We start from the raw sequence: 22,375 nt of genomic DNA, 5'->3' as shown, positions 1-22,375 counted from the left end.
GATCTGCGAGCGCCGCAGTCACATCCGCCGCGTAGGAGAGGCCCAGGTATGCCTGACCACCCAATCCAGAAAATGCGCCTGTCCAGCGGCATCGACGTCGCTTACAGGCTGGCCGGTGACAGCCGTAAAACCGCACTCGTGCTGCTGCACGGCATGCCCAATTCGTCCAACGGTTTTCGCGACGTGATCGGCCCGCTGTCGCGCGCCGCCTATGTCGTGGCGCCCGATCTGCCCGGCCTGGGCGCTTCAGACCCCTTGCCCCAGGCTACCTTCGCAGGCTTTGCCGACTGCATGGAGGAGTTGCTCTCGCGGCTGGGCGTGCAGCAGCGCTTCCTCTATGTACATGACTACGGTGCGCCCGTCGCCTTTGAGTTGGCCATGCGCGCGCCGCAGCTGGTGCGCGGCCTCATCATCCAGAACGCCAACGCGCACGAGTCCGGCATGGGCCCGCAGTGGGCCGCGACGCGCCAGTTCTGGGCCGACCCGACCCCCGAGAACGAAGCCGCCACCACCCAACACCTCTCCCTGGAAGGCACGCGCGACCAGTACATCGCCGGCGTGCCGGCAGACATCACCGCGCGGATTGATCCGCAGAACTGGCTGGAAGACTGGCGCGTGATGTGCCTGCCGGGCCGGATGGAGACCCAGCGCGCCCTGGTCAGGGACTACGGCCGCTACGCGGCGCAGTTCAGCGAGATCGCCGCCTGGCTGAAGGCGCATCAGCCACCCGCATTGATGGTGTGGGGTCGGCACGATATCTACTTCGACATCGCGGAAATCCCGTCCTGGCTGGCAGACCTGCCGCGCATGGAGGCGCACATCCTGGACGGCGGGCACCTGCTGCTGGAAACGCATGCGGAGAGGGCGGCGGAGCTGATGCTGGCGTTTCTAGAGCGCTCGACCGCGGCGTAGGCGGGGCGGCGGCCCAGGCATTCCTTTGTCCAAGGAGCGCACTGGGGCAAGCCGGCGGCCGCAGCGGTGTTTGGGGCAGCGCTCTTAAAATAAGCGCTCACGCGGCAGGGGCTTACCCGCCGCCCGCCCCAACCAAAGGTCTCAATGCTTGTTCAGGATGGTTTGCCCGCACGCGAGCGTCTGGCGGCGCTGCTGGTCATCATCCTCGGCATCGTCATGGCGGTGCTCGACGGCACCATCGTCAACCTGGCGCTGCCCGACATCACCCGCGAGCTCAACGCCACGCCCGCCCAGTCCATCTGGGTCATCAACGCCTACCAGGTCGCCACGCTGGCACTGCTGCTGCCGCTGGCCACGCTGGGCGACATCATCGGCTACCGCCGTGTCTACCTGGCCGGCATGGCGGTGTTCACGCTGGCTTCGCTGCTCTGCGCGCTGGCTGATTCACTGACGACCCTGGCGCTGGCCCGCGTGCTGCAAGGCCTGGGCGCGGCCGGCCTGATGAGCGTCAACACCGCGCTGGTGCGGCTCATCTACCCCAAACACCTGCTGGGCCGGGGCATTGCCATCAACTCATTGGTGGTGGCCGTGGCTTCCGTTGCCGGGCCGTCGATTGCGGCCGGCATTTTGTCGGTCGGCTCCTGGCCCTGGCTGTTTGCGCTCAACGTGCCCTTCGGTTTGATGTCGCTGTGGTGGGGCCGCAAGACCCTGCCTGAAAACACCGCCAAGGCAGAGGGCCTCAAGCTCTCGCCGGTTGATGTAGTACTCAACGCGCTGATGTTCGGCCTGGTGTTCCTGGGCGTCGATGGCCTGGGCGTGCGTGTCGAAGCTGTGCCCGGCGGCGCGGCGGCATCGTCCCTGTGGCTGCCGCTGGCCGAGCTGGCCGCCGGCATCGTCATCGGCGTGGTCTATGTGCGCCGCCAGCTGGCCATGCCCGTGCCGCTCTTTCCTCTCGATCTACTGCGCATCCCCGTGTTTGCGCTTTCCATGGGCACGTCGATAGGCGCCTTCTGCGCGCAGACACTGGCTTATATCTGCCTGCCATTCCTGCTGCTGGGCAGCTACGGCTTCAGCCATCTTGAGGCGGGCTTGTTACTCACCGCCTGGCCGTTGGCGATTGTGGTGACCTCGCCGCTGGTGGGGCGTCTCATAGGGCGTTATTCAGGCGGCCTGCTGGGCGGCGTGGGCATGGCCATGCTCTGCCTAGGCCTGATTTTGCTGGCCGTGCTGCCCGCGCACCCGGCCCAGCTGGACATCGTCTGGCGCATGGCGCTGTGCGGCATAGGCTACGGCCTCTTCCAGTCGCCCAACAACCACACCATCATCACCTCGGCGCCGGCCCACCGCAGTGGCGGCGCCAGCGGCATGCTGGGCACGGCGCGGCTGACGGGGCAGACGCTGGGCGCGGTCCTGCTCGCGATGATTTTTGCAGTCGCCGATCCGCACCATGGCCAGGGCTCGTTCGTGGCCCTATGGATTGCGGCGGGGTTTGCGGCGCTCGCGGGAATCTGCAGCGCCCTGCGGCTGCGCCAGGCTTAAGACGAGCGCGCCACCGCTGCTGCCTGCTGAATCGTCTGCAGCGTGACGCGGCCCAGAGGCCTGCATTCAGCATCCACAATGCCGGCTTCGTTAGTACCGGCGTCCAGCATGGCCGACAGCGCATCGCGCAGTGGCGTGGTGGCCGGCAAATGCGGCGCGCCAGCCGCGGGCGTACCGCTTTCCACATAGGGCCCGGCCGTCAGCAAGGCCAGCCGCTTGAGCGAGCGGTCACCGCCCACAAAAGCTTCCACAAAGGCATCGGCCGGGTGCGCCAGGATGCGCTCGGGCGTGTCGTACTGCACCACCTTGCCGTTGCGCAAGATGGCGATGCGCGAGCCCATGCGGATGGCCTCGTCGATATCGTGCGTGACAAACACAATCGTCTTGCCCAGCTCGCGCAGTATGCGCAAAAACTCGTCCTGCAGGCGTGCACGTGTGATGGGATCGATGGCGCCGAAGGGTTCGTCCATCAGCATCACCGGCGGGTCGGCCGCCAGTGCGCGTGCCACGCCGATGCGCTGCTTTTGCCCACCCGACAGCTCACGCGGGAAACGGTCGCGGTAAATCGAGGGGTCCATGTGCACCATGGCCAGCAACTCGTCTACACGCTTGGCGATGCGGGCAGCATCCCAGCCCAGCATCTTGGGCACTGTGGCCACGTTCTCGGCCAGGGTCATGTGCGGGAAGAGGCCGACCTGCTGGATCACGTAGCCGATGGAGCGGCGCAGTTCCACCGGGTCCATCTTGGTCACGTCGCGCCCGCCCACTTCAATGCGGCCCGAGTCAGGCTCGACCATGCGGTTGATCATGCGCATGGTGGTGGTCTTGCCGCAGCCCGAGGGACCGATCAGCACGCAGATCTCGCCGGTGTTGATGGTGAGCGAGAGCCCGTCGACGGCGGACTGAGCGCTGCCGCCGAAGGACTTGGTGAGGCGGTCAAGTGTGATCATGCGCGAAGCCCTTGCGGAGTCATGCGGCGCTGCAGCGCGCCAAAAAGAAAATCAGTGCCTAGCGCCAGCAGCGCCACCGGGATGGCGCCCACCAGCAACTGCGGCACCGCCATCATCGCGATACCGGCGGTGATGAAGTCACCCAGCCCGCCGCCGCCGATAAAGGCCGCCAGCACGGCACCCGAGATGATCTGCACCGCCGCCGTGCGCAGGCCGGCAAAGATGATCGGCATGGCCATGGGCAGCTCCACCTGCCACAGCAGGGCGGCGCGTGTCATGCCCATACCGATGGCGGCATCCACTGCATCGGCATCAACACTGCGCATGCCGACGATGGTGTGGGTCACGATAGGCGGCAGCGCGATCAGTGTGAGGGCAAAAAGCGCGGGCGTAAAACCGGTTCCGAGTATCGGCATCACCAGCGCCAGCACGGCCAGTGAAGGCAGGGTGCGCCCAACGTTGGCGACATTCACCACCGCCAGCGAAAGGCCGTGTTTACGCGCAACGGCAATACCGGCCGGAATACAGATCAGCGCGGCGATCAGCAGTGCCGAGGCCGACAGCGCAACGTGCACACCCAGCGCGCGGTAAAACTGCGCGGGGTGCGTCAGGACATAGTTCCAGGCATCGGCAAGCATCAGGGCCTCTTGGGTTTCAGGCGGCGCGCCGGTTTTTCAGCCGCCGCTCCAGCAGGGCCAGGCCCATGTCAACGATGACGGACAGCAGGCAAACGGTGAGCGCGCCGGTCCAGATCTTGGCCGGGTGGTCGCTGGCAATGCCGTTGAAGATCAGCGTGCCCAGCCCGCCCGCATTCACATACGCGGCCACCACCGTTACGCTGATCACGGTGACAGCCGAGACGCGCAGGCCTGCCACGATGAGCGGCAGAGCCAGCGGCAGCTCGATGCGGCGCATGATCTGCGCCTGGTTCATGCCCATGCCGCGCGCCGCGTCAATGATGTCGGCCGGCACCTCGCGAATGCCGGTGGCCACGCTGCGGATCAGGATCATCAGCGAGAAGGCCACCATGGTGATGATGGCGTTGGTGCGGCCCAGGCCGACCACGGGAATCAAAAAAGCAAGGAAAGCCAGCGTCGGGATGGTGTACAGCAGGCCCGAGATGGTCATGACCGCGCCGTAGAGCTTTTCGCGCCGCGCCGCCACGATGCCGATGACCAGCGAGATCGCGAAGGCAATAACCAGCGCGGTTAAGGAAATCGCGATGTGCTCCCACAGCGAGCGCAGCACGTCGGGCCAGTTGCGCAGAAACCAGGTCATGCGGCGCCCTTTGCCTCAAGGTCAAACACGCCGGCGGCGATGGCGCTCTGGATGCGGTCGATGTCCGGGCCCAGCGGGCGGTCTTCGTCCAGCATGGGCACCAGCTTGCGCACCTGCGCAAAGGTGCGGCGTGTGCCTTCACCCATCTGGGCGGTGTCCAGCTCGCGCAAATCCACCGCCTGCGCGGAGACCAGCAATTCGATGGCGATCAGGTAGCGCACGCGCTCCACCAGCTCGCCGAGTTTTTCGGCCACGCCCAGCGCCATGCAGGCATGGTCTTCCAGCGCTTCAGACACCGGCAGGTAGTCCAGCGAGCCGGGGTTGGCGCGCTGGCGCACCTCGGCCCAGAGTGCAGTCAGGGTCTTTTGCACCGTCGCGAAACCCGAATGGGCCGGGCCGTGGCGCGTGAGCTGCAGCGGCAGGCCGGTGAGCGACGGCGACATAAAGCGCTGGCTGCGAGACACCGACATGCTGGCCGCCTGCGCCAGCGCAATGGCTGAGGCGTCCAGCGCCAGGGCCAATGCCGGCACATGGAAGTTGCCGTTGGACAGCATCAACCCATCTTCAGCCAGCACCAGCGGGCTGTCGGCCGCGCTGTTGAGTTCGATCTCGACCTGCGCGCAGGCGGCATCCACCATGTCGCGCGCGGCGCCGTGCACCTGCGGCACAACGCGTGTCGACACCGGGTCTTGCACGCGGCGCGCGGCGCCTGGTTCAAGCAGGGCGCTGCCTTTGAGCAACTCGCGCAGCTGGCGCGCTACCTCAACCTGGCCGGCGGCGGGCCGTGCGGCCACCGCACCGGGGTGCAGCGGCGAGAGGTTGGCCCTGAAGCCTTCATAACCCAGCGCCACAGCGGCCAGCCAGGCGTCAAGCGCCACATTCACGTCATGCAATACGAGTGCGGCGCGCGCCGTGGTGGCCGCGTTGGAGCTGATCAACGCCAGGCCGTCCTTGGCGCCCAAGGTGACGGGCTCAAGCCCGGCGCGCTCAAGCGCTGCGCTGCCGCTTAAAACTTCGCCACGCACTTCGGCCAGGCCTTCGCCGAACAGCGGTAAGGCCAGGTGCGAAAGCTGCGGCAAGTCAGCCACGCCGATGGAGCCAAAACGCGGCACGACAGGGTGCACCTGGAAGTTCAGCAAATTGATGCAGGCGTCGAGCACGCCGGGCGAGATGCCCGAGCCGCCGCGCGAAAAGCCGGCGATGCGCGCAAACTGCATCGCGCGCACAGAAGTTTTGTCATAAGCCGGGCCCACGGCCACAGCCCGGGCGCGCACGGCGCGGCGCTGGTAGCCCTCCAGGTCGCCTTCGGCCAGCACGGCGCCAGTGTTGGCGCCCAGTGCGGAGTTGAGGCCGTAAATCGGCTGGCCCGAGGTGGCCAGCTTCATCACCAGCTCGCGCGCGGCGATGACGCGCTCACGTGCGGCGGGCGCCAGCGATACGGATTCGCCGGCGCGCGCCACGCGCACCAGGTCGTTGATGCCCAGCCATTGCTCCCCGACCTCTAACGTCATGGCGTGCCAGCTTTCACGGTGATAAGGCGAAACAGAAAGGGAGGGAGTGAAGAGGAACTTGTTTACTTGACCAGGCCCTTGGCCTTGAGGAAGTCGCGCGCCACGTCTTTGGGTTCGAGCTTGTCGCCGTCGACCTGGTAGTTCATCTGGGCCATGGTGGCTTCGTCGAGCAGGGCGCTCACGCGGTTGAGCACTTCACCGACCTTGGGGTTGGCGTCCAGCACTTCCTTGCGGATCACGGGCACCACGAAGTAGGGCGGCCACAGGCTCTTGTCGTCACGCAGGCGTTTGAGTTTGAGCGCGCTGATCATGCCGTCGGTAGAGTAGCCGTTGACGACCTGGATCTGGTCGTTGCGCAGCGCCTGGTAGCGCAGGCCGATGGCCATTTGCAGGTCTTCGCCGAAGACGATGTCGTACTTGGCTTTGAGGCCTGGCAGGCCGTCCTTGCGGTCGCGGAATTCAGGCCCGGCGCCGACCTTCAGGTCTTTGGCGACCTTGGCCAGGTCCGACAGGGTTTCAAGTTTGAGCTTTTGCGCCGTGTCGGCACGCACCACCATCACATAACCGTTGTTCAGGTTGGACTGGTTGAGCACCACAAAGCCCATCTTGGCGTAGCCTTCCTTGACCTTGTCGTACACGGCCTTGGCGTCGGTCATGGGCTCTTGCTTCAGCACGGCCAGCAGCATGGTGCCGGTGTACTCGGGGTAGAAGTCGATCTGCTTTTCTTCCATCGCCTTCTGGGCAATCAGCGTGCCGCCCAGGTTGAGCTTTTTCTCGGTCTTGATGCCGGCGGCTTCGAGAGCCTGGGCATAGATCTCGGCCAGTACAAACTGCTCGGTGAAATTTTTGGAGCCGACGCGCACGGCCTGCTGGGCCTGGGTGGCGAGTGGAGCGACGGCGGCCAGCGCGAGAGCGGACAGGGCCAGAAGTTTGCGAATTTTCATGATGATCTCCGATGAGGGCTGCGCAGCGGCTGCGGCAGGGAAACTGAAACGACGTTTTCTGGCTTGATGCATGCACATCCCGTGCCGGAAATTGACCCCTGATCGGCCTTGTGGGCGCCTTCCGAAAGATCCATCCTGGTGCTTTTGTGAAGCGCCTGATGCACCAACTTGTATATACAACCTAATAATAGTAGCATATGGAAATAGCGTGTGCAAGACGGAAAATCACCCGGCGATACCTGTTTTTCGCATAATCAAAACCCTTCCGGAGGCCTTGCCGCCGGTGCCTATTCGCCGGTCTTTCCGGTCCTGATCCGCAGTGTCCTTTCTCCCTTCTGTTTCCGTTCTGAAAGCCAGCGTGCCCGGCGCCATGGTGTGTGTGGTTATCGCCCTGGCAGCGACCTTCTTGTCGGAGCACTACGGCGGGCCCCAGCTGCTGTACGCCTTGCTGATCGGCCTGGCCTTTCACTTCCTCAACAGCAACCCCAAGGTCAAACCCGGGGTGGATTTTTGCGGCCGCGTCCTGCTGCGTGTGGGCGTGGCGCTGCTGGGCGCGCGCATCACGCTGACGCAGGTCGCGAAACTTGGCGTCGAGACGGCGCTGGTGATCGTGGTCGCGGTGGCGCTCACCATCGTGTTTGGCCTGCTGCTGGCGAAGTGGCTCAAGCGCCCGCGGGAAGAGGGTGTGCTGTCGGGCGGCGCAGTGGCGATTTGCGGTGCGTCGGCCGCGCTGGCGATTTCATCCGTGTTGCCGCAGACCAAAGAGAACGAGCGATTCACCTTGCTGGCTGTGGTGGGCGTCACGGTGCTCTCCACGCTGAGCATGATTCTTTATCCATTCGCCCTCAAGCTGATCGGCCTGGAGCCGGCGCAGGGCGGCATCTTTCTGGGCGGCACGATTCACGATGTGGCGCAAGTGGTGGCAGCCGGCATGATGCTGGGCCCCGAGGTGGGCGACACCGCCACCGTGGTCAAGCTGTTTCGTGTGATGCTGCTGATGCCCATCGTGCTGCTGATCGCCGTCAGCTACCGCAACCATCCCGATGCCAAAACGGTGGACGAAGAAGTTCCGCTGGTGCCCGGCTTCCTTTTGGCCTTTATCGTGCTGGTGCTGCTGGCCACCATTGGCGCTTTCACGCCCGCCATGGTCCAGATAGCCAGTGACACCTCACGCTGGCTGCTGGTGACGGCGATTGCAGCCGCCGGCATCAAGACCAGTTTTGAAGACCTGATGAAGCTGGGCTGGCAACCGGTGGCCATGCTGGTGGGCGAGACGGTTTTTATCGCCTCGCTGGTGCTGGCGGCCGTGATGGTTTTGAAGCTGGGGCTTTAGAGCCGTGATTCAGGCGGCCGGGGCTTGCAGGCCCGCCGCCTTGTGCACTTCGAGGCGAATCTCTTCGGTCAATCGCGCCTTGAGCTCGGTGAACACCGGCGTCGTCTTGACCGAGTAGTGGCGCGGATGCGCCAGCGGCACCGGGATGTCGCACTTGATGCGGCCCGGCCGCGCGCTCATCACCACCACACGGTTGCCCATAAAGATGGCTTCGTCGATATCGTGCGTCACAAAGAGCACGGTCTTTTGCTCGGCTTCCCAGATGCCTTGCAGCAATTCCTGCATCAGCTCGCGCGTTTGATGGTCCAGCGCGCCGAAGGGCTCGTCCATCAGCAGGATGCGCGGGTCATTGGCCAGCGCGCGCGCCAGCGCGGTGCGCTGCTGCATGCCGCCGGAGAGCTGCTTGGGAAAGTGATTCTCAAACCCCTGTAAGCCCACCTTCTTGATGAACTGATGGGCAATATCCAGCTGCGCGTCCAGCGCCATGCCTTTTTCGCGCAAGCCAAAGCAGACGTTTTGCAGAATGGTGAGCCAGGGGAAAAGCGTGTAGCTCTGGAACACCATGCCGCGGTCTGCGCCCGGGCCGGTGATGGGTTTGCCGTCCAGCACGATGGTGCCGCTGGTGGGCGTATCCAGCCCGGCCACCATGCGCAGCAGGGTGGACTTGCCGCAGCCCGAGGGGCCGAGGATGGTGATGAAGTCGTTTTCCGCGACACTCAGGTCGGTGGCTTGCAGGGCCACCGTGCCTGGCCCCTTGTTGGCGGCGAAGGTTTTCGACAGCTGGGTGACGGTCAGGATTGGGTTAATAGAAGAAGTCATCGGCCTAACTGAGCCCAGGGGAAAAGTTTGCGATTGAGTGCTTTGAAGGCCAAGTCCGTCACGAGACCGAAAACGCCAATCACGATGATGCCGAAGATGATCTGGTCGGTTGCCAGCAGCGCCTGACTGTCGGTGATCATGTGACCGATGCCGCTCGATGCGCCAATCAGCTCGGCGACGATCACATAAGTCCAGGCCCAGCCCAACACCATGCGCAGGGTTTCGGCAATCTCGGGCGCGGCACTGGGCAGCAGCACACGAATGACAATGCCGCGGTCGGCCGCGCCCAGTGTGTAGGCCGCCTCGACCAGGTCGCGCCGGGTGTTGCCCACACTCACCGCAATCATCAGCACCAGCTGGAAGAAGGAGCCGATAAAAATCACGGCCAGTTTTTGTGCTTCGCCAATCCCGGCCCACAGAATCAGCAGCGGGATGAACGCCGAGGCCGGCAGGTAGCGCGCAAAACTGACAAAGGGCTCAAAGAAGGCTTCGACCGGTTTGTAGGCGCCCATCATCACGCCCAGCGGCACGGCCAGCAAAGCGGCAATCGCAAAGCCGCCCAGCACCCGCCACACCGTCATGCCGATGTCCTTGATAAAGCCCTGGTTGGCCAGCAGGTCGTAGCCCGACTTCACCATGGTGATCGGATCGGCCAGGAATGTCTTGGAGACATAGCCGCCCAGCGTGAAGATGGCCCACACCACAAAGAAGAGGATAAAAAAGCTCACACCCAGCGCGATGCGTGCGCCAGGGGATACGGGTTGCAATGGCCGCATGCGTTTACTGGCTTACTTCAGGAATCGCGTGTCGGCGAGCTTGGTCATGTCCGGCAACGACTTGATGATGCCGGCTTCCATCAGCAGGTCAGCCGCTTCCTTGCTGAAGGCGGCATGTTCGCCGGCAAAGAATTTCTGGTTGGCCGCGCGGTCTTGCCAGCGCAGGTATTTGGACGAGGCTTCAAAGGCTTCGCCGGTCTGCTTCACATCGGCGCCCATGATCTCGAAGCTTTTCTTGGGTTCTTTCTGGATCATCTCGACAGCGTCGAAGTAGCTGTCGGCCAGGGCCTTGGCGGCCTTCGGGTTTTCGCTCAGGAACTTGGGCGTGCAGCCGAAGGTGTCCATCACCATGGGGTAGTCCAGCGTGGTGGCGATGATCTTGCCGGCCTCTGGCTTGGCACGCACCGCGCCCAGGTAAGGCTCATAGGTCATGGCGGCATCCACGCCATCGGTGCCCGCAATCATGGCGTTGGCCGCAGCTTGCGGTTCAAGGTTGACGACCTTCACATCCTTGGTGCTCATGCCGTTTTTCTTCAGCATCCAGGCCAGGGCGAAGTAAGGCGAAGTACCGGGCGCGCTTGCGGCTACCGTCTTGCCTTTGAGGTCGGTGATTTTGGTGATGGCGGGTTTCACCACCATGCCATCGGCGCCATAGCTCTTGTCGAGCTGGAAGATTTGCGTGGTGGCCACGCCGTTGGCATTCCACACCACCCAGGTTTCGACCGTGGTGGCGGCGCACTGCACGTCACCCGAGGCGATCGCCAGGTGGCGGTCTTTTTGCGGAATCTTCTTGATGGAGACATCGAGCCCGTTTTTCTTGAAGATGCCGGCTTCCTTGGCCAGGGTCAGCGGGGCAAAACCCGTCCAGCCGGAGATGCCGACGGCGACCTTGGTCTCTTGTGCGTGGGCACCCATGGTGAGAGCGGACGCGGCGGCCAGCAGGGAGATGGCAAGTGATGACTTCATGAAGATGCTCCTGTAGGGATAGCGGTTTGGATACCGCTAATGTATGCAGGCTTCATGCCAGCCGCAAGGCGGTTAACTCGGTGATTTGTGCTTCTCCGGCCAGGCCAATACGCCCACCCGCCACCAATTGGTGCACCTTCTCCATGTCGGGCGCCAGGCTGCGGTCATGCATCATGGCCGGCGAGGCCTGGCGCACCAGTTGCAACACGCCTTCCAGCACGGCAGAGCTCTTGAGCGGCCGCAAAAATTCAATGCCCTGCGCGGCGGCCAGCAGCTCAATCGCCACGATGTATTCGGTGTTGCGCAGCATGGGCTGCAGTCGGCGTGCCGCGAAGGTGGCCATGCTCACATGATCTTCCTGGTTGGCCGAGGTCGGCAGACTGTCCACACTGGCCGGGTGGGCCAGCGATTTGTTTTCAGAGGCCAGCGCGGCGGCCGTGACGTGCACGATCATGAAGCCGGAGTTCAGGCCCGGCTCGGGTGTGAGGAAAGCCGGCAGGCGCGAGGCCACGGTGTCGACCAGCATGGCGATGCGGCGCTCGGTGATCGCACCGATCTCGGCAATGGCCACGGCCAGTGCATCGCAAGCCAGCGCAACGGGCTCTGCGTGGAAGTTGCCTCCCGACAGCAGCGTTGCGTCATCGGCAAACACCAACGGGTTGTCGGTCACGGCATTGGCTTCACGCATCAACACCTGCGTGGCGTAACGCATCTGGTCCAGGCAGGCGCCCATGACCTGAGGCTGGCAGCGCAGGCAGTAGGGGTCCTGCACACGGTCGTCGCCTTCCAGGTGCGAGCGGCGGATTTCGCTGCCCACCATGATGGCGCGGTAAGCGGCGGCGCAATCGATCTGACCGGGCTGGCCGCGCACCGCATGGATGCGCGGATCGAACGGGCCGTCGCTGCCGCGCGCGGCGTCCAGCGTGACGGCGCCCGAGATCACGGCCGCTTCAAACAGGCGGTCGGTGGCGAGCAAAGCGTCCAGCGCCAGCGCTGTCGAGACCTGCGTGCCGTTGATCAGCGCCAGGCCTTCCTTGGCCGACAGCTTCACCGGTGTGATGGAAGCTTGCTTGAGCGCATAGTCCGCGGCCATGCGTTTGCCCTGGTAGAAGACCTCGCCTTCGCCAATCATCGGCAGGCACAGATGGGCCAGCGGCGCGAGGTCACCCGACGCGCCCACCGAACCCTGGCAAGGGATCACCGGTGTGAGGCCTTTGTTGTAAAGCGCCATCAGCGTGTCGATGACAACTTCACGCACGCCCGAGAAGCCGCGCGCCAGGCTCGCCGCCTTGAGCAGCAGCACCAGGCGCACCACGCGCTCGGGCATGGGCTCGCCCACGCCCACGGCGTGCGAGCGCAGCAGGTTCAGTTGCAGCGTTTCAAGGTCGGCCTGCGCGATGCGCTGGTTGGCCAACTTGCCGAAGCCGGTGTTGACGCCATACACGGCGTCTCCGCCCTGCGCGGCCTTTTGCACCAGGGCGGCGCTGGCGCGTATGCCGGCAGTGGCCGATGGGTCGATGGCCAGCGTTTTGTGGCTGGTGTGGATGTCGCGCAGCTGAGCCAGGGTGAGCTGGCCGGGTTGGATGGTGAGGGTCATGGTGGTTGTCTGAAGAAAAAGATCGCTATGGATGAGCGTTGTTATTCGGGTTTGATGTTTTTCTGCCGGATCACGTCGGTCCAGCGCTGGGTGTCCGCCTGGATGGCTGCAGCCAGCTCCGAGGGTCTGCCGGTCGCGGCGTCCATGCCGAGTGCGGCCAGCTTTTCCTTGAGGGCGGGTGTTGCGAAGAGCTTGCCGGTCTCCGCGTTGAGTTTGTCGACGACCGCGCGCGGCGTGCCGGCCGGCACCATCAGCGCATACCAGGACACGGCCTCGAAGCGGGGCAGGCCCTGCTCGGCAATGGTGGGCGTGTCGGGCATGACGGGCGAACGCTTGAGGCTGGCCACGCCGAGTGCGCGCAGCTTGCCGCTCTTGATATGGGGCAACACCGAAGACATCTGCGCAAACATCATGCTGACCTGGCCGCCCAGCAAATCATTGAGCGCCGGGCCTATGCCCTTGTAAGGCACGTGCAGCAGCTGCACGCCGCCATTGAGGCCCATCAACTCGCCGGCCAGGTGCGCCTGGCTGCCCGCGCCCGGGGAGGCAAAACTGATGCTGCCGGGCTTTTGTGCGGCCAGCGCCAGCAGTTCCTTGACGGAGCGGGCCGGCACGGCGGCATTCACCACCAGCACGTTTTCAACCGTGGCCAGCATGGTGACCGGTGCGAGGTCTGAAGTCTTGTAGGGCAGGTTGGGGTAGAGGGCCGGGTTGACCGCGATATTGCCCAGCGGAACGATGGCCATCGTGTAGCCGTCGGGTGCGGCTTTGGCCGCTTGTTCAATGCCGATGTTGCCGGCGGCACCCACCTTGTTCTCGACGATGGCGGGCTGGCCCATGGCGTCTGACAGGCCTTGCGCCAGCACACGGCCCAGCACGTCGACAGGCCCGCCGGGCGGGAAAGGCGCGATGACGTGCAGGGGTTTGGTCGGGTAAGTCTGTGCGGCGACGTCGAATGAAGCGGCAGCGAGCAGCAAGACCAGAAACGCAGACCGTGAGAACAGCAGCTTCATCAGATGTCATCCAGTGCAGGTGCAGGCCCGCCATCCATCGCGGCCAGCGGCAGGTAGGTCGCAGGGTCGGGAAAAGCAAAGCCCGCGAGCAGCAAGCGCTGCATCAACGGCACCAACTCGGGTGCGGTGGCGGTTGCCAGCAGTGCGGCACGCACGCGCGTCAACACTTCGTGAGGCAGATCAGCCGTGGCCACCAGCGGCGGAATCGGCAATGCTGCGGTGCTGGCAATGGTGCGCACCTGCGCGGCAAAGGCCGGGTCATGCGCTTTCAGCAAGTCGTGGTAATAGCTGTCCAGCGGGCCGGCATCGATACGGCCATCGGCCAGGGCGGTGATCACACCGCGTGCATTGATGAGTTCGCCCACGGCCTTGCGGTACAGACGAGAGCCTTTCGCCTGGCGATAAGGCGCCAGGTGATGGCGCAGCGCGACGCCGCCCGACATGGAGTCGGCCAGTGTGTAGCCGATCACGCCGCCAAAAGTGTCTTCCAGCGTGCGGTATGGCGCGTCGCTGCGCACCACGATGTCAGTGAAGTACACCGGTTTGCCGCCGTAGCGGGCCGGCGAAGGTATCGGCGCGGCGACCAGCGTGGGCTGCACACCGCGCTGTGCAAACGGCAGGCCGCACATCATCGCCAGGCCCAGGTCATTGCGTGCCCACAGCACCGACAGCGGCGCGGGTGCGTCGTAGTCGATCAGGTCCCAGGGCAAGCCGGCACGCGCCAGCACCCAGGCCAGCAAGGCCTTCCAGTCGGCCTTGACCGAGGGCGTGGCCGAGTACATGCGGGCATTAGCGACCAGCGCCTGCGCAGCTTGTGGCGAATTCACGGCGTGCACCATTTTGGCCTGTCTTAGCGGAAGCGCAGCTTTTGACCCAGGCCCATGCGTTTGGCTTTCTCCAGCATGAAGGCGCCCAGCGCGATGTCTGACAGCGAGAGGCCGCGGTGCCAGAACAGATTGGTCTCGTCATCGCTTTCACGCCCGGGCTTGAGGCCCGCGACGATCTGGCCGAGTTCGGCGTGCAGCGTGGCTTCCGACAGCTTGCCGGCATCCACATGGGCGCGCAGCGCACCCAGCGGGCCGGCCTTGGCCTGGCCCCAGTCGTCCATCACCATCTTGTCCATGATGTCGGTGAGCGAAAGCTCCACCGCGCTCATGGTGCCGTAGGGAATCACGCATGCGCCTTTTTTGATCCACTCGGTCTTGAGCATGGGCGTGGGTTTTTCCAGGCGCGAGGCTTCGACCACAATGTCGGCGCCGCGCACGCAGGATTCCCAGTCTTCGGTGACCGTAATTTTTTTCCCCAGGTCTTTTTCAAGTTTGGCGGCAAAGGCGTTGCGGCTTTCAGGCCGGCGTGAATGCACGCGGATCTCGTCGAAGTTGTAGATCGAGTCGAGCAGGCGCACGTTCCAGTACGAGGTGCCGCGCGCGCCGATGTGGCCCAGGATCTTCGAGTTCTTGCGCGCCAGGTGCTTGGCGCCCAGCGCGGTGATGGCGCCGGTGCGCATGTCGGTGATGTCCGAAGCGTCGATGATGGCGATCGGTGAGCCGTTCTTGGGGTCAAACAGATTGAGTACGGCCAGTTCCGAAGGCAGGCCCTGCTCGTAGTTCTTGTAGAAGTCGCCCACCACCTTCACGCCGGCCAGGCCCAGCGGCCGGATGTAGCCGCGCAGCACATTGAAATGGCCGGGGTAGTCTTTTTCCGGCACCAGGTGCATGCGCGGCTCGATGGTGGTCTGCTTGTTGCCCTGCGCATGCAGGGCCTGCTCGACGGCGGCGATGATCTCGGCGTCAGTCAGGGCCAGCGCCTGCACATCGGGGTGGTTCAGGTAGGTGAGATGGATCTCGGCGGTGCTATTGCTATCGGACATGTGTTTCAGCTTCCCATCATGGGCAGGTTCAGCCCGTTGTCTTTGGCGCTTTGTTTGGCGATGTCATAACCCGCATCGGCATGACGCATCACGCCGGTGGCCGGGTCGTTAAAGAGCACGCGGCCCAGCTTGTCCGCTGCATCGGCGGTGCCGTCACACACGATGACGACGCCCGAATGTTGCGAGTAACCCATGCCGACGCCGCCACCGTGGTGCAGGCTGACCCAGGTTGCGCCGCTGGCGGTGTTGAGCAGTGCGTTGAGCAGCGGCCAGTCGCTCACGGCATCGCTGCCGTCTTTCATCGCTTCGGTTTCGCGGTTGGGCGAGGCGACGGAGCCGCTGTCCAGGTGGTCGCGGCCGATCACGATGGGGCCCTTGAGTTCGCCGTTCTTGACCATTTCGTTGAAGGCCAGGCCCGCCAGGTGGCGCTCGCCCAGGCCTATCCAGCAGATGCGTGCGGGCAGGCCCTGGAAGGCGATGCGCTCTTCGGCCATGTCCAGCCAGCGGTGCAGGTGCTTGTTGTCCGGGAAGAGCTCTTTCATCTTCGCGTCAGTCTTTTTGATGTCTTCCGGGTCGCCCGAAAGCGCCACCCAGCGGAAGGGGCCCACGCCGCGGCAGAACAGCGGCCGGATATAAGCCGGTACAAAACCGGGGTAGTCAAAAGCGTTGTCGACACCGAAATCCTTGGCAACCTGGCGCAGGTTGTTGCCGTAGTCCACCGTGGGGATGCCCATTTCATGGAAGGCCAGCATGGCTTTGACGTGGGCCACGCAGGATTCGCCGGCGGCTTTTGTCAGCGCGGCGTGCTGGGCCGGGTCTTTTTGCGCGGCCTTCCATTGGTCGACGGACCAGCCCGCAGGAAGGTAGCCATTGATGATGTCGTGGGCCGAGGTCTGGTCGGTCACGATGTCGGGGCGAATGCCGCCGGCCTTGGCGCGCTTGACCAGCTCGGGGACGATTTCGGCCGCGTTGCCACACAAGGCAATGGACACAGCCTCTTTGCGCGAAGTGTGGTGCTTGATCATCTCCAGCGCCTCGTCAAGGTTCTTGGCCTGCTTGTCGACGTAGCGCGTGCGCAGCCGGAAGTCGATGCTGGACTGCTGGCATTCGATATTGAGCGAGCAGGCGCCGGCAAAAGTAGCGGCCAATGGCTGTGCGCCGCCCATGCCGCCCAGGCCGGCGGTCAATACCCAGCGGCCCGAGAGGTCGCCGTTGTAATGCTGGCGGCCTGCTTCCACAAAGGTTTCGTAGGTGCCTTGCACGATGCCCTGGGTGCCGATGTAGATCCAGCTGCCGGCCGTCATCTGGCCGTACATCATCAGGCCGGCGCGGTCCAGTTCATTGAAATGTTCCCAGGTCGCCCACTTGGGCACCAGGTTGGAGTTGGCGATCAGCACGCGCGGCGCGCCCGTATGGGTGCGGAACACGCCCACCGGCTTGCCCGACTGCACCAGCAGGGTTTCGTCGGCCTTGAGCTTGCGCAGGGAGTCGAGGATGGCGTCAAACGCCGGCCAGTTGCGGGCGGCTTTGCCGATGCCGCCGTAGACCACGAGCTCGTCGGGGTTTTCGGCGACTTCCGGGTCCAGGTTGTTCTGGATCATGCGGTAGGCTGCCTCGATCTGCCAGTTGGCGCAGGTGAGGGTACTGCCGCGCGGCGCGCGCACGGGGCGGGCTTTGCTGTCTAGAAAAGGGGTTTGGGAAAGATCGGACATGAGGCTGCTCCGGAAGTGGGCGGTAATTCACAAGAGGTCAAACAACGCCGAAAAAAAGAATGAACCGGCGATGGGGATAAATCGTAGTTGTCTATACAACTTGTGTCAACTGCGGTAATCTATGGTTTGTACGCAGAAGCCAGCCAATTCACTGATCGCCTGTCGATGGTTCAGGCTTGCCAGGCCGGCTTTTGCGGTGACAATGTTTTTTTCTTACACACGCGGACACTGCGCTGAACCATGGCCACCACACCACTGCCTGCCTACGGTCAAGTCAAGGCATTCATCAAGAAACGCATCAGCGCCGGCACCTGGAAGCCCGGCGACCCGGTGCCCAGTGAAGCCGTGCTGATGGAGCAGTTCGGTGTCAGCCGCATGACCGCCAACCGGGCATTGCGTGAGCTGATGGACGAGGGCATGGTCACACGCGTGCAGGGCTCCGGCACCTTTGTGGCGGAGCTGCACCGCATTTCGTCCACACTTACCATTCGTGACATTCATGAGGAAGTGGCCGAGCGCGGGCATGTGCATACCTCGCGTGTGCTGCTAGCCGAATCTGAAAAAGCCAGCGCCGACCTGGCGCGCACCCTGGGCCTGCGGCCCGGCGGGCGGGTGTTTCACACCATCTTGATTCATCTGGAAAACGGCGTGCCGATTCAGTATGAAGACCGCTATGTGAACCCGGCAGCCGCCCCCGACTACCTGAAAATCGATTTCACACAGACCACCCCCACCCACCATTTGCTGGAACAGGCGCCGCTGACCGAGGCCAGCTATTCGATTGAGGCCTGCCTGCCTTCCGCGCTGGAAGCCAAGCACCTGGACATCAAACCCACGGAAGCTTGCCTGGCCATGATGCGGCGCACGGTGAGCGGCAGCAACATCGCCAGCGTGGCGCGCCTGGTGTACCCGGGCTCCCGCTACAGCTTTGCCGGAAAGTTTCAGGCATGACGTCTTCAAACAGCTCCGGCTGGAATGTCGTGCGTCTGGCCGACGTCCCCGCAACGCCCTGGCGCAACGGCGGCGGGGTGACGCGTGAGCTGGCCATGTGGCCGGATGCGGGCGACTGGGCCTGGCGCATGTCGGTGGCCGATGTGGACAAGAGCGGGCCTTTCTCGAAGTTCGAAGGCATAGAGCGCTGGTTTGCCGTGCTGGAAGGCGCTGGCGTGCAGCTGGATGTGGCGGGTGTGCCGCACCGCGTGACGGCCGGCGATGCGCCGCTGTATTTCGATGGCGCCGCCACCACCGACTGCGAGTTGATCGACGGCAAGACGCGCGATTTCAACCTGATGGTGCGCCGGGGCAAAGAGCCTTCGCGCATGCTGCGTGTGGAGGGGAAATTCTCGGAAACCCTGCATGCCGTGAAAACAATAGCCGTCTATGCCCATCAGTCGGGAGCGACCGTGCTGTTTGATGAAGAAGTTTTGACGCTGGAGCCCGCCTGCCTGGCCTGGCGCACGGTGACGGGCGGCGCCGCGGTGCGCGTCGCCGCGCACGGCGCCCTCTGGATGGAGATACCTGCATGAGTCTGCAACTGTGGAGCAACTGCCGTGCGGCCACGATGCAGGCCGGCGCCGCACAGCCTTATGGGCTGATTGAAGACGCTGCGCTGATAGTGGAGGGTGAGTTCATCGTCTGGGTGGGTTCGCGTGCCGATGCGCCCGCAGACCTTCTGGCCCGGTGCACCGCGCGGCATGATGCGGGCGGAGCGTTGATTACGCCCGGCTTGATCGATTGCCACACCCATCTTGTGTATGGCGGCGACCGCGCCCATGAATTCGAATTGCGGCTCAACGGCGCGACTTATGAAGAGATCGCCCGTGCCGGCGGCGGCATCGCCTCGACCGTGAAGGCGACCCGCTCTGCCACTGCGCAGCAACTACAGACGCAAAGCGCAGCCCGGTTGCAGCGCCTGATCGCGGAAGGCGTGACCACGCTCGAGATCAAGTCCGGTTACGGTCTGGCGCTGGAGCATGAACGCAAGACGCTGTCGGTGGCGCGCAAGCTGGGGCAAAGCCATGCTGTGGACATTCGCACTACCTTTTTGGGCGCGCATGCCGTGCCGGCCGAATTTGCCGGCCGCACCGATGCGTATGTGGATGCCGTACTGGAGATGATGCCGGTGCTGCATGCCGAAGGGCTGGTTGATGCCGTCGATGCCTTCTGCGAGCGCATTGCCTTCAGCACCGCGCAGACCGAACGCGTTTTCGCCGCGGCCAAGGCTTTGGGCATTCCGGTCAAGCTGCATGCCGAGCAGCTCAGCGACAGCGGCGGTGCACAGCTGGCGGCGCGTTATGGCGCGCTCAGCTGCGACCACCTGGAGTGGCTGTCGGCCGAAGGTGCACAAGCCATGGCGGCGGCTGGGTCGGTGGCAGTGTTGCTGCCAGGCGCGTTTTATTTTTTGCGCGAAACCAAATTGCCACCCATGGCACTGCTGCGTGAACACGGCGTGCCGATGGCAATCTCCACCGACTGCAATCCGGGGAGTTCGCCCTGTACCTCCCTGTTGCTGATGCTCAACATGGCGTGCACGCTGTTTCGTTTGACGCCGGAAGAGGCGCTGGCCGGTGTCACGCGCCATGCGGCTACGGCGCTGGGCCTGCGCGACCGCGGTGTGCTGGCCGCCGGCATGCGGGCTGACTTTGTGCTGTGGGGCGTGGAGCGACCGGCGGAGCTGAGCTACGCCATTGGCGCAAACCCGCGCCTCCAAACTGTTTTCAAGGGCCAGATCACATGAGTGATATCAACGAAGTTTTCACCCTGCACAAGGGAGCGGTGCCGCTGCTGGTCAGCATGCCGCACATCGGCACAGAGATTCCGGCCAAACTCAAAGATGGCTACACGGACGAAGCCCTGCGGGTTGAAGACACCGACTGGCATCTGCACCTGCTCTACAACTTTTTGCCCGCATTGGGCGCCAGCGTGTTGCGGCCACGTTATTCGCGTTATGTGATCGATCTGAACCGCCCACCCGACGATGCGCCTATGTACCCGGGTGCGTCCAACACCGAGCTGTGCCCTACGCGCTTCTTCAGCGGCGAACCGCTCTACAAGGCAGGCCATGAGCCCGCTCCCGAAGAGCGTGCACGGCGCCGCGAGGCTTACTGGCAGCCTTATCACTCGGCGCTGGCCGGTGAGCTTGCGCGGCTCAAAGCACAGCACGGCTTTGCCTTGCTGTGGGACGCACACAGCATCCGTTCACAAATCCCCTGGTTGTTTGAAGGCAAGCTGCCCGATCTCAATATCGGCACCGCCAGCGGTGCGAGCGCGAATGAAGCCATCACCGCCGCCGTGGTGCAGGCCTGCGCCACCGCACCTCACATCACCACCGCCGTCAATGGCCGCTTCAAGGGCGGCTACATCACACGCCACTACGGCCAGCCGGCCAGCCATGTGCATGCGATCCAGCTGGAGATGTGCCAGAGCCTTTACATGCAGGAAGTGCAGCCTTATGCGTATGACGAGGCGCTGGCGGCCAAGGTGCAGCCTTTGCTGGAGAAAATGGTCTCCGATGCGCTACAAGCGTGCGTGAGCAGCTATGAAAAGTGAAGCAAAGAAATTTTTCGCGGAAGCGGCCTGGGTGCAGGGCGCTTGGGCCAAAGACGTCCTGCTGACAGTCGCCGGCAATGGCGCCTGGCACAGCGTGGAGCCCAACGCCACCGCGCAGCAGCAGGAAGGCGCCACTCGCTTGTCCGGTCCGGTGCTGCCCGGCCTGGTCAATGCGCACAGCCATGCTTTTCAGCGCGCCATGGCGGGTTTGACGGAGCGCCGCAGCGCTGGCGCGCATGCGTCCGACGATTTCTGGAGCTGGCGCGACCGCATGTACACCGCGGCCAACCGCATCACACCCGAACAGCTTGAGGCGATTGCCGGCCAGCTCTATGCCGAGCTGCTGGCCGGCGGCTACACGCAGGTTTGCGATTTCCACTACTTGCACAACGACATCAGCGGCGCACCCTACGCCAACCCGATCGAGATGTCGCTGGCCCTGGTGCGCGCGGCGCAGCGCACCGGCATCGGCCTCACCCTGCTGCCCACGCTCTATATGCGATCGGGCTTCAAGGCCACCGGCCTGCGTGAAGACCAGCGCCGATTTTCGTCCACGCCAGAGAGTGTGATGCGCATGGTCGAAGATATCCAACGCCAAACCAGGGGCGATGCGCGCATTAACGCCGGCGTGGCCGTGCATTCACTGCGCGCCGCCAGCCCGGCTGCGATCCACGAACTCACAGGCGCCGCCAAGGCGGCCGGCCTGCCGGTGCACATCCACATCGCAGAGCAGACGCAGGAAGTCGACGATTGCCTGGCGCACACCGGCCAGCGCCCGATTGAATGGCTGCTGAACCATGCCGACGTCGATGCCCGCTGGAACCTGGTGCACGCCACCCATGCCACGCCGGCCGAGCTGCAAGGTGTGCAGGGCAAGGGTGCATCCATCGTGATCTGCCCCGCGACAGAAGCGAATCTGGGCGACGGCGTGTTTGACTTGCCAGCCTACGCGGCTGCAGGCGGCAAGTGGTCCATAGGCTCAGACAGCCACGTCACCCGTAGCTGGCCCGAAGAGCTGCGCCTGCTGGAATACTCACAACGCCTCACGCTGCGCCAGCGCAACATCGCGGCGCGCATCCTGGAGCAAGAGAGCAGCGCCGCAGGCTTGTTCGAGGCCGCGCTGGCAGGCGGCCTCCCGGCCACCGGCCAGATGCAAGGCGGCCTGGTGCCCGGCCATCGCGCGGATTTTGTGACAGTGGATATGGAATCGCCCGCGCTGCTGGGTGTGCCGCCAGGGCATGCGCTGGACGCGCTGGTGTTTTCCAGCCCGGGTGTGGCGTTTGGCGAGGTGTTTGTGGCGGGGGATCAGGCGATGGCTCCAGAGCTGGCAGAGGTATTTCGCCGGGCCATGCGGGAGTTGTGGTTGAACTAACAAGGCTTGATCGCCGAGGCATGTTCTTCGGCATCAGAAGCTGTCTTGGGTGCGTTTGAGTTTCGAGCGAGGCTTTGTGTCGGAGTGGAGAGTCCAGCAACTAACGATTGGTCGGTGAAATTATCAGTGGATGACCTCGGTTCGAAGATTCAACTATGTTGAGCTCAGGGAGTGAAATGAAGTCAGGACTGATTAAAACAAGACACGCTAAATCGAATAATTCGCTTAGAGGAT

21 protein-coding genes are annotated in these 22,375 nt (G+C 64.0%); 8 read left to right on the top strand and 13 right to left on the bottom strand.

The features are described 5' to 3' along the window. Nucleotides 1-48: 48 nt before the first annotated feature. Both BM408_RS18810 and BM408_RS18805 read left to right on the top strand, forming a co-directional pair. Nucleotides 49-912 carry an alpha/beta fold hydrolase gene (locus BM408_RS18810; protein ID WP_092131827.1) on the top strand — a complete coding sequence of 288 codons (864 nt, stop codon included), beginning with the start codon at nt 49-51 and terminating at the stop codon, nt 910-912. 144 nt (nt 913-1,056) lie between these two features. Next, nucleotides 1,057-2,451: an MFS transporter gene (locus BM408_RS18805; RefSeq protein WP_092131825.1), complete on the top strand. Its 1,395-nt coding sequence runs from the start codon at nt 1,057-1,059 to the stop codon at nt 2,449-2,451. On the opposite strand, the gene BM408_RS18800 is transcribed toward BM408_RS18805, so the two are convergent. The 5 genes from BM408_RS18800 to BM408_RS18780 form a co-directional block, all read right to left on the bottom strand. Further along, nucleotides 2,448-3,401, bottom strand: a complete 954-nt coding sequence (locus BM408_RS18800; protein ID WP_092131823.1) for an ABC transporter ATP-binding protein — start codon at nt 3,399-3,401, stop codon at nt 2,448-2,450. The two genes, BM408_RS18805 and BM408_RS18800, sit on opposite strands and share 4 nt — an antisense overlap. Further along, the gene (locus BM408_RS18795) at nt 3,398-4,039 is read right to left on the bottom strand and encodes an ABC transporter permease (protein ID WP_092131822.1); all 642 of its coding nucleotides are present in this window, start codon (nt 4,037-4,039) and stop codon (nt 3,398-3,400) included. The genes BM408_RS18800 and BM408_RS18795 overlap by 4 nt, the downstream gene beginning before the upstream one ends. A gap of 16 nt (nt 4,040-4,055) precedes the next feature. Next, nucleotides 4,056-4,679: an ABC transporter permease gene (locus BM408_RS18790; RefSeq protein ID WP_092131820.1), complete on the bottom strand. Its 624-nt coding sequence runs from the start codon at nt 4,677-4,679 to the stop codon at nt 4,056-4,058. After that, on the bottom strand, nt 4,676-6,190 hold the full coding sequence (gene hutH, locus BM408_RS18785; protein ID WP_092131819.1) for an HAL/PAL/TAL family ammonia-lyase: 1,515 nt from the start codon (nt 6,188-6,190) through the stop codon (nt 4,676-4,678). Before hutH (BM408_RS18785) ends, BM408_RS18790 begins: the two co-directional genes overlap by 4 nt. 62 nt (nt 6,191-6,252) lie before the next feature. Then, on the bottom strand, nt 6,253-7,134 hold the full coding sequence (locus BM408_RS18780; RefSeq protein WP_092132041.1) for a glycine betaine ABC transporter substrate-binding protein: 882 nt from the start codon (nt 7,132-7,134) through the stop codon (nt 6,253-6,255). 370 nt (nt 7,135-7,504) lie between these two features. Between BM408_RS18780 and BM408_RS18775 the strand changes: the two genes are divergently transcribed. Then, nucleotides 7,505-8,467, top strand: coding sequence for a YeiH family protein (locus tag BM408_RS18775; protein WP_092132039.1), 963 nt, complete (start codon nt 7,505-7,507; stop codon nt 8,465-8,467). Between the two features lie 9 nt (nt 8,468-8,476). On the opposite strand, the gene BM408_RS18770 is transcribed toward BM408_RS18775, so the two are convergent. The 8 genes from BM408_RS18770 to hutU are packed head-to-tail and all read right to left on the bottom strand — an operon-like array spanning nt 8,477 to nt 17,220. Next, nucleotides 8,477-9,286 (bottom strand): ABC transporter ATP-binding protein, encoded by an 810-nt coding sequence (locus tag BM408_RS18770; protein WP_092131817.1) that lies wholly within the window; start codon nt 9,284-9,286, stop codon nt 8,477-8,479. Beyond that, a complete protein-coding gene (locus BM408_RS18765; protein ID WP_092131816.1) occupies nt 9,283-10,062 on the bottom strand; it encodes an ABC transporter permease in 780 nt (259 codons plus the stop codon). The genes BM408_RS18770 and BM408_RS18765 overlap by 4 nt, the downstream gene beginning before the upstream one ends. 12 nt (nt 10,063-10,074) lie before the next feature. Continuing rightward, nucleotides 10,075-11,028: an ABC transporter substrate-binding protein gene (locus BM408_RS18760; RefSeq protein WP_092131814.1), complete on the bottom strand. Its 954-nt coding sequence runs from the start codon at nt 11,026-11,028 to the stop codon at nt 10,075-10,077. A gap of 52 nt (nt 11,029-11,080) precedes the next feature. After that, nucleotides 11,081-12,625: a histidine ammonia-lyase gene (gene hutH / locus BM408_RS18755; protein ID WP_092131812.1), complete on the bottom strand. Its 1,545-nt coding sequence runs from the start codon at nt 12,623-12,625 to the stop codon at nt 11,081-11,083. Nucleotides 12,626-12,666: 41 nt separating this feature from the next. Further along, nucleotides 12,667-13,638: a Bug family tripartite tricarboxylate transporter substrate binding protein gene (locus BM408_RS18750; protein ID WP_092131810.1), complete on the bottom strand. Its 972-nt coding sequence runs from the start codon at nt 13,636-13,638 to the stop codon at nt 12,667-12,669. Beyond that, entirely contained in the window at nt 13,638-14,465 is an 828-nt protein-coding gene (locus tag BM408_RS18745) for a phosphate/phosphite/phosphonate ABC transporter substrate-binding protein (protein ID WP_254774880.1), read from the bottom strand. Before BM408_RS18745 ends, BM408_RS18750 begins: the two co-directional genes overlap by 1 nt. Nucleotides 14,466-14,488: 23 nt before the next feature. Further along, nucleotides 14,489-15,508 (bottom strand): ornithine cyclodeaminase family protein, encoded by a 1,020-nt coding sequence (locus BM408_RS18740; RefSeq protein ID WP_092131807.1) that lies wholly within the window; start codon nt 15,506-15,508, stop codon nt 14,489-14,491. A 5-nt stretch (nt 15,509-15,513) separates the two neighbouring features. Then, nucleotides 15,514-17,220 (bottom strand): urocanate hydratase, encoded by a 1,707-nt coding sequence (gene hutU / locus BM408_RS18735; protein WP_092131806.1) that lies wholly within the window; start codon nt 17,218-17,220, stop codon nt 15,514-15,516. A 240-nt stretch (nt 17,221-17,460) separates the two neighbouring features. Here hutU and hutC point away from each other — a divergent pair, with 240 nt between their 5' ends. Genes hutC through BM408_RS18710 form a run of 5 tightly spaced genes read left to right on the top strand, consistent with a single transcriptional unit; the run spans nt 17,461 to nt 22,141 of the window. Beyond that, nucleotides 17,461-18,171, top strand: coding sequence for a histidine utilization repressor (hutC, locus tag BM408_RS18730; RefSeq protein WP_092131804.1), 711 nt, complete (start codon nt 17,461-17,463; stop codon nt 18,169-18,171). Beyond that, nucleotides 18,168-18,746, top strand: coding sequence for a HutD/Ves family protein (locus tag BM408_RS18725; protein WP_092131803.1), 579 nt, complete (start codon nt 18,168-18,170; stop codon nt 18,744-18,746). The genes hutC and BM408_RS18725 overlap by 4 nt, the downstream gene beginning before the upstream one ends. After that, nucleotides 18,743-19,957 carry an imidazolonepropionase gene (gene hutI, locus BM408_RS18720; protein ID WP_092131801.1) on the top strand — a complete coding sequence of 405 codons (1,215 nt, stop codon included), beginning with the start codon at nt 18,743-18,745 and terminating at the stop codon, nt 19,955-19,957. The genes BM408_RS18725 and hutI overlap by 4 nt, the downstream gene beginning before the upstream one ends. Continuing rightward, nucleotides 19,954-20,769, top strand: coding sequence for an N-formylglutamate deformylase (gene hutG / locus BM408_RS18715; RefSeq protein ID WP_092131799.1), 816 nt, complete (start codon nt 19,954-19,956; stop codon nt 20,767-20,769). Before hutI ends, hutG begins: the two co-directional genes overlap by 4 nt. Continuing rightward, entirely contained in the window at nt 20,759-22,141 is a 1,383-nt protein-coding gene (locus BM408_RS18710; protein WP_092131798.1) for a formimidoylglutamate deiminase, read from the top strand. Before hutG ends, BM408_RS18710 begins: the two co-directional genes overlap by 11 nt. Nucleotides 22,142-22,375: the final 234 nt, after the last annotated feature.

It is taken from the genome of Polaromonas sp. YR568, from assembly GCF_900116715.1.
Taxonomy (GTDB): domain Bacteria; phylum Pseudomonadota; class Gammaproteobacteria; order Burkholderiales; family Burkholderiaceae_C; genus Polaromonas.
The sequence above is the reverse complement of the archived record's forward strand: the minus strand, read 5'-3'. Positions and strand labels throughout refer to the sequence as shown.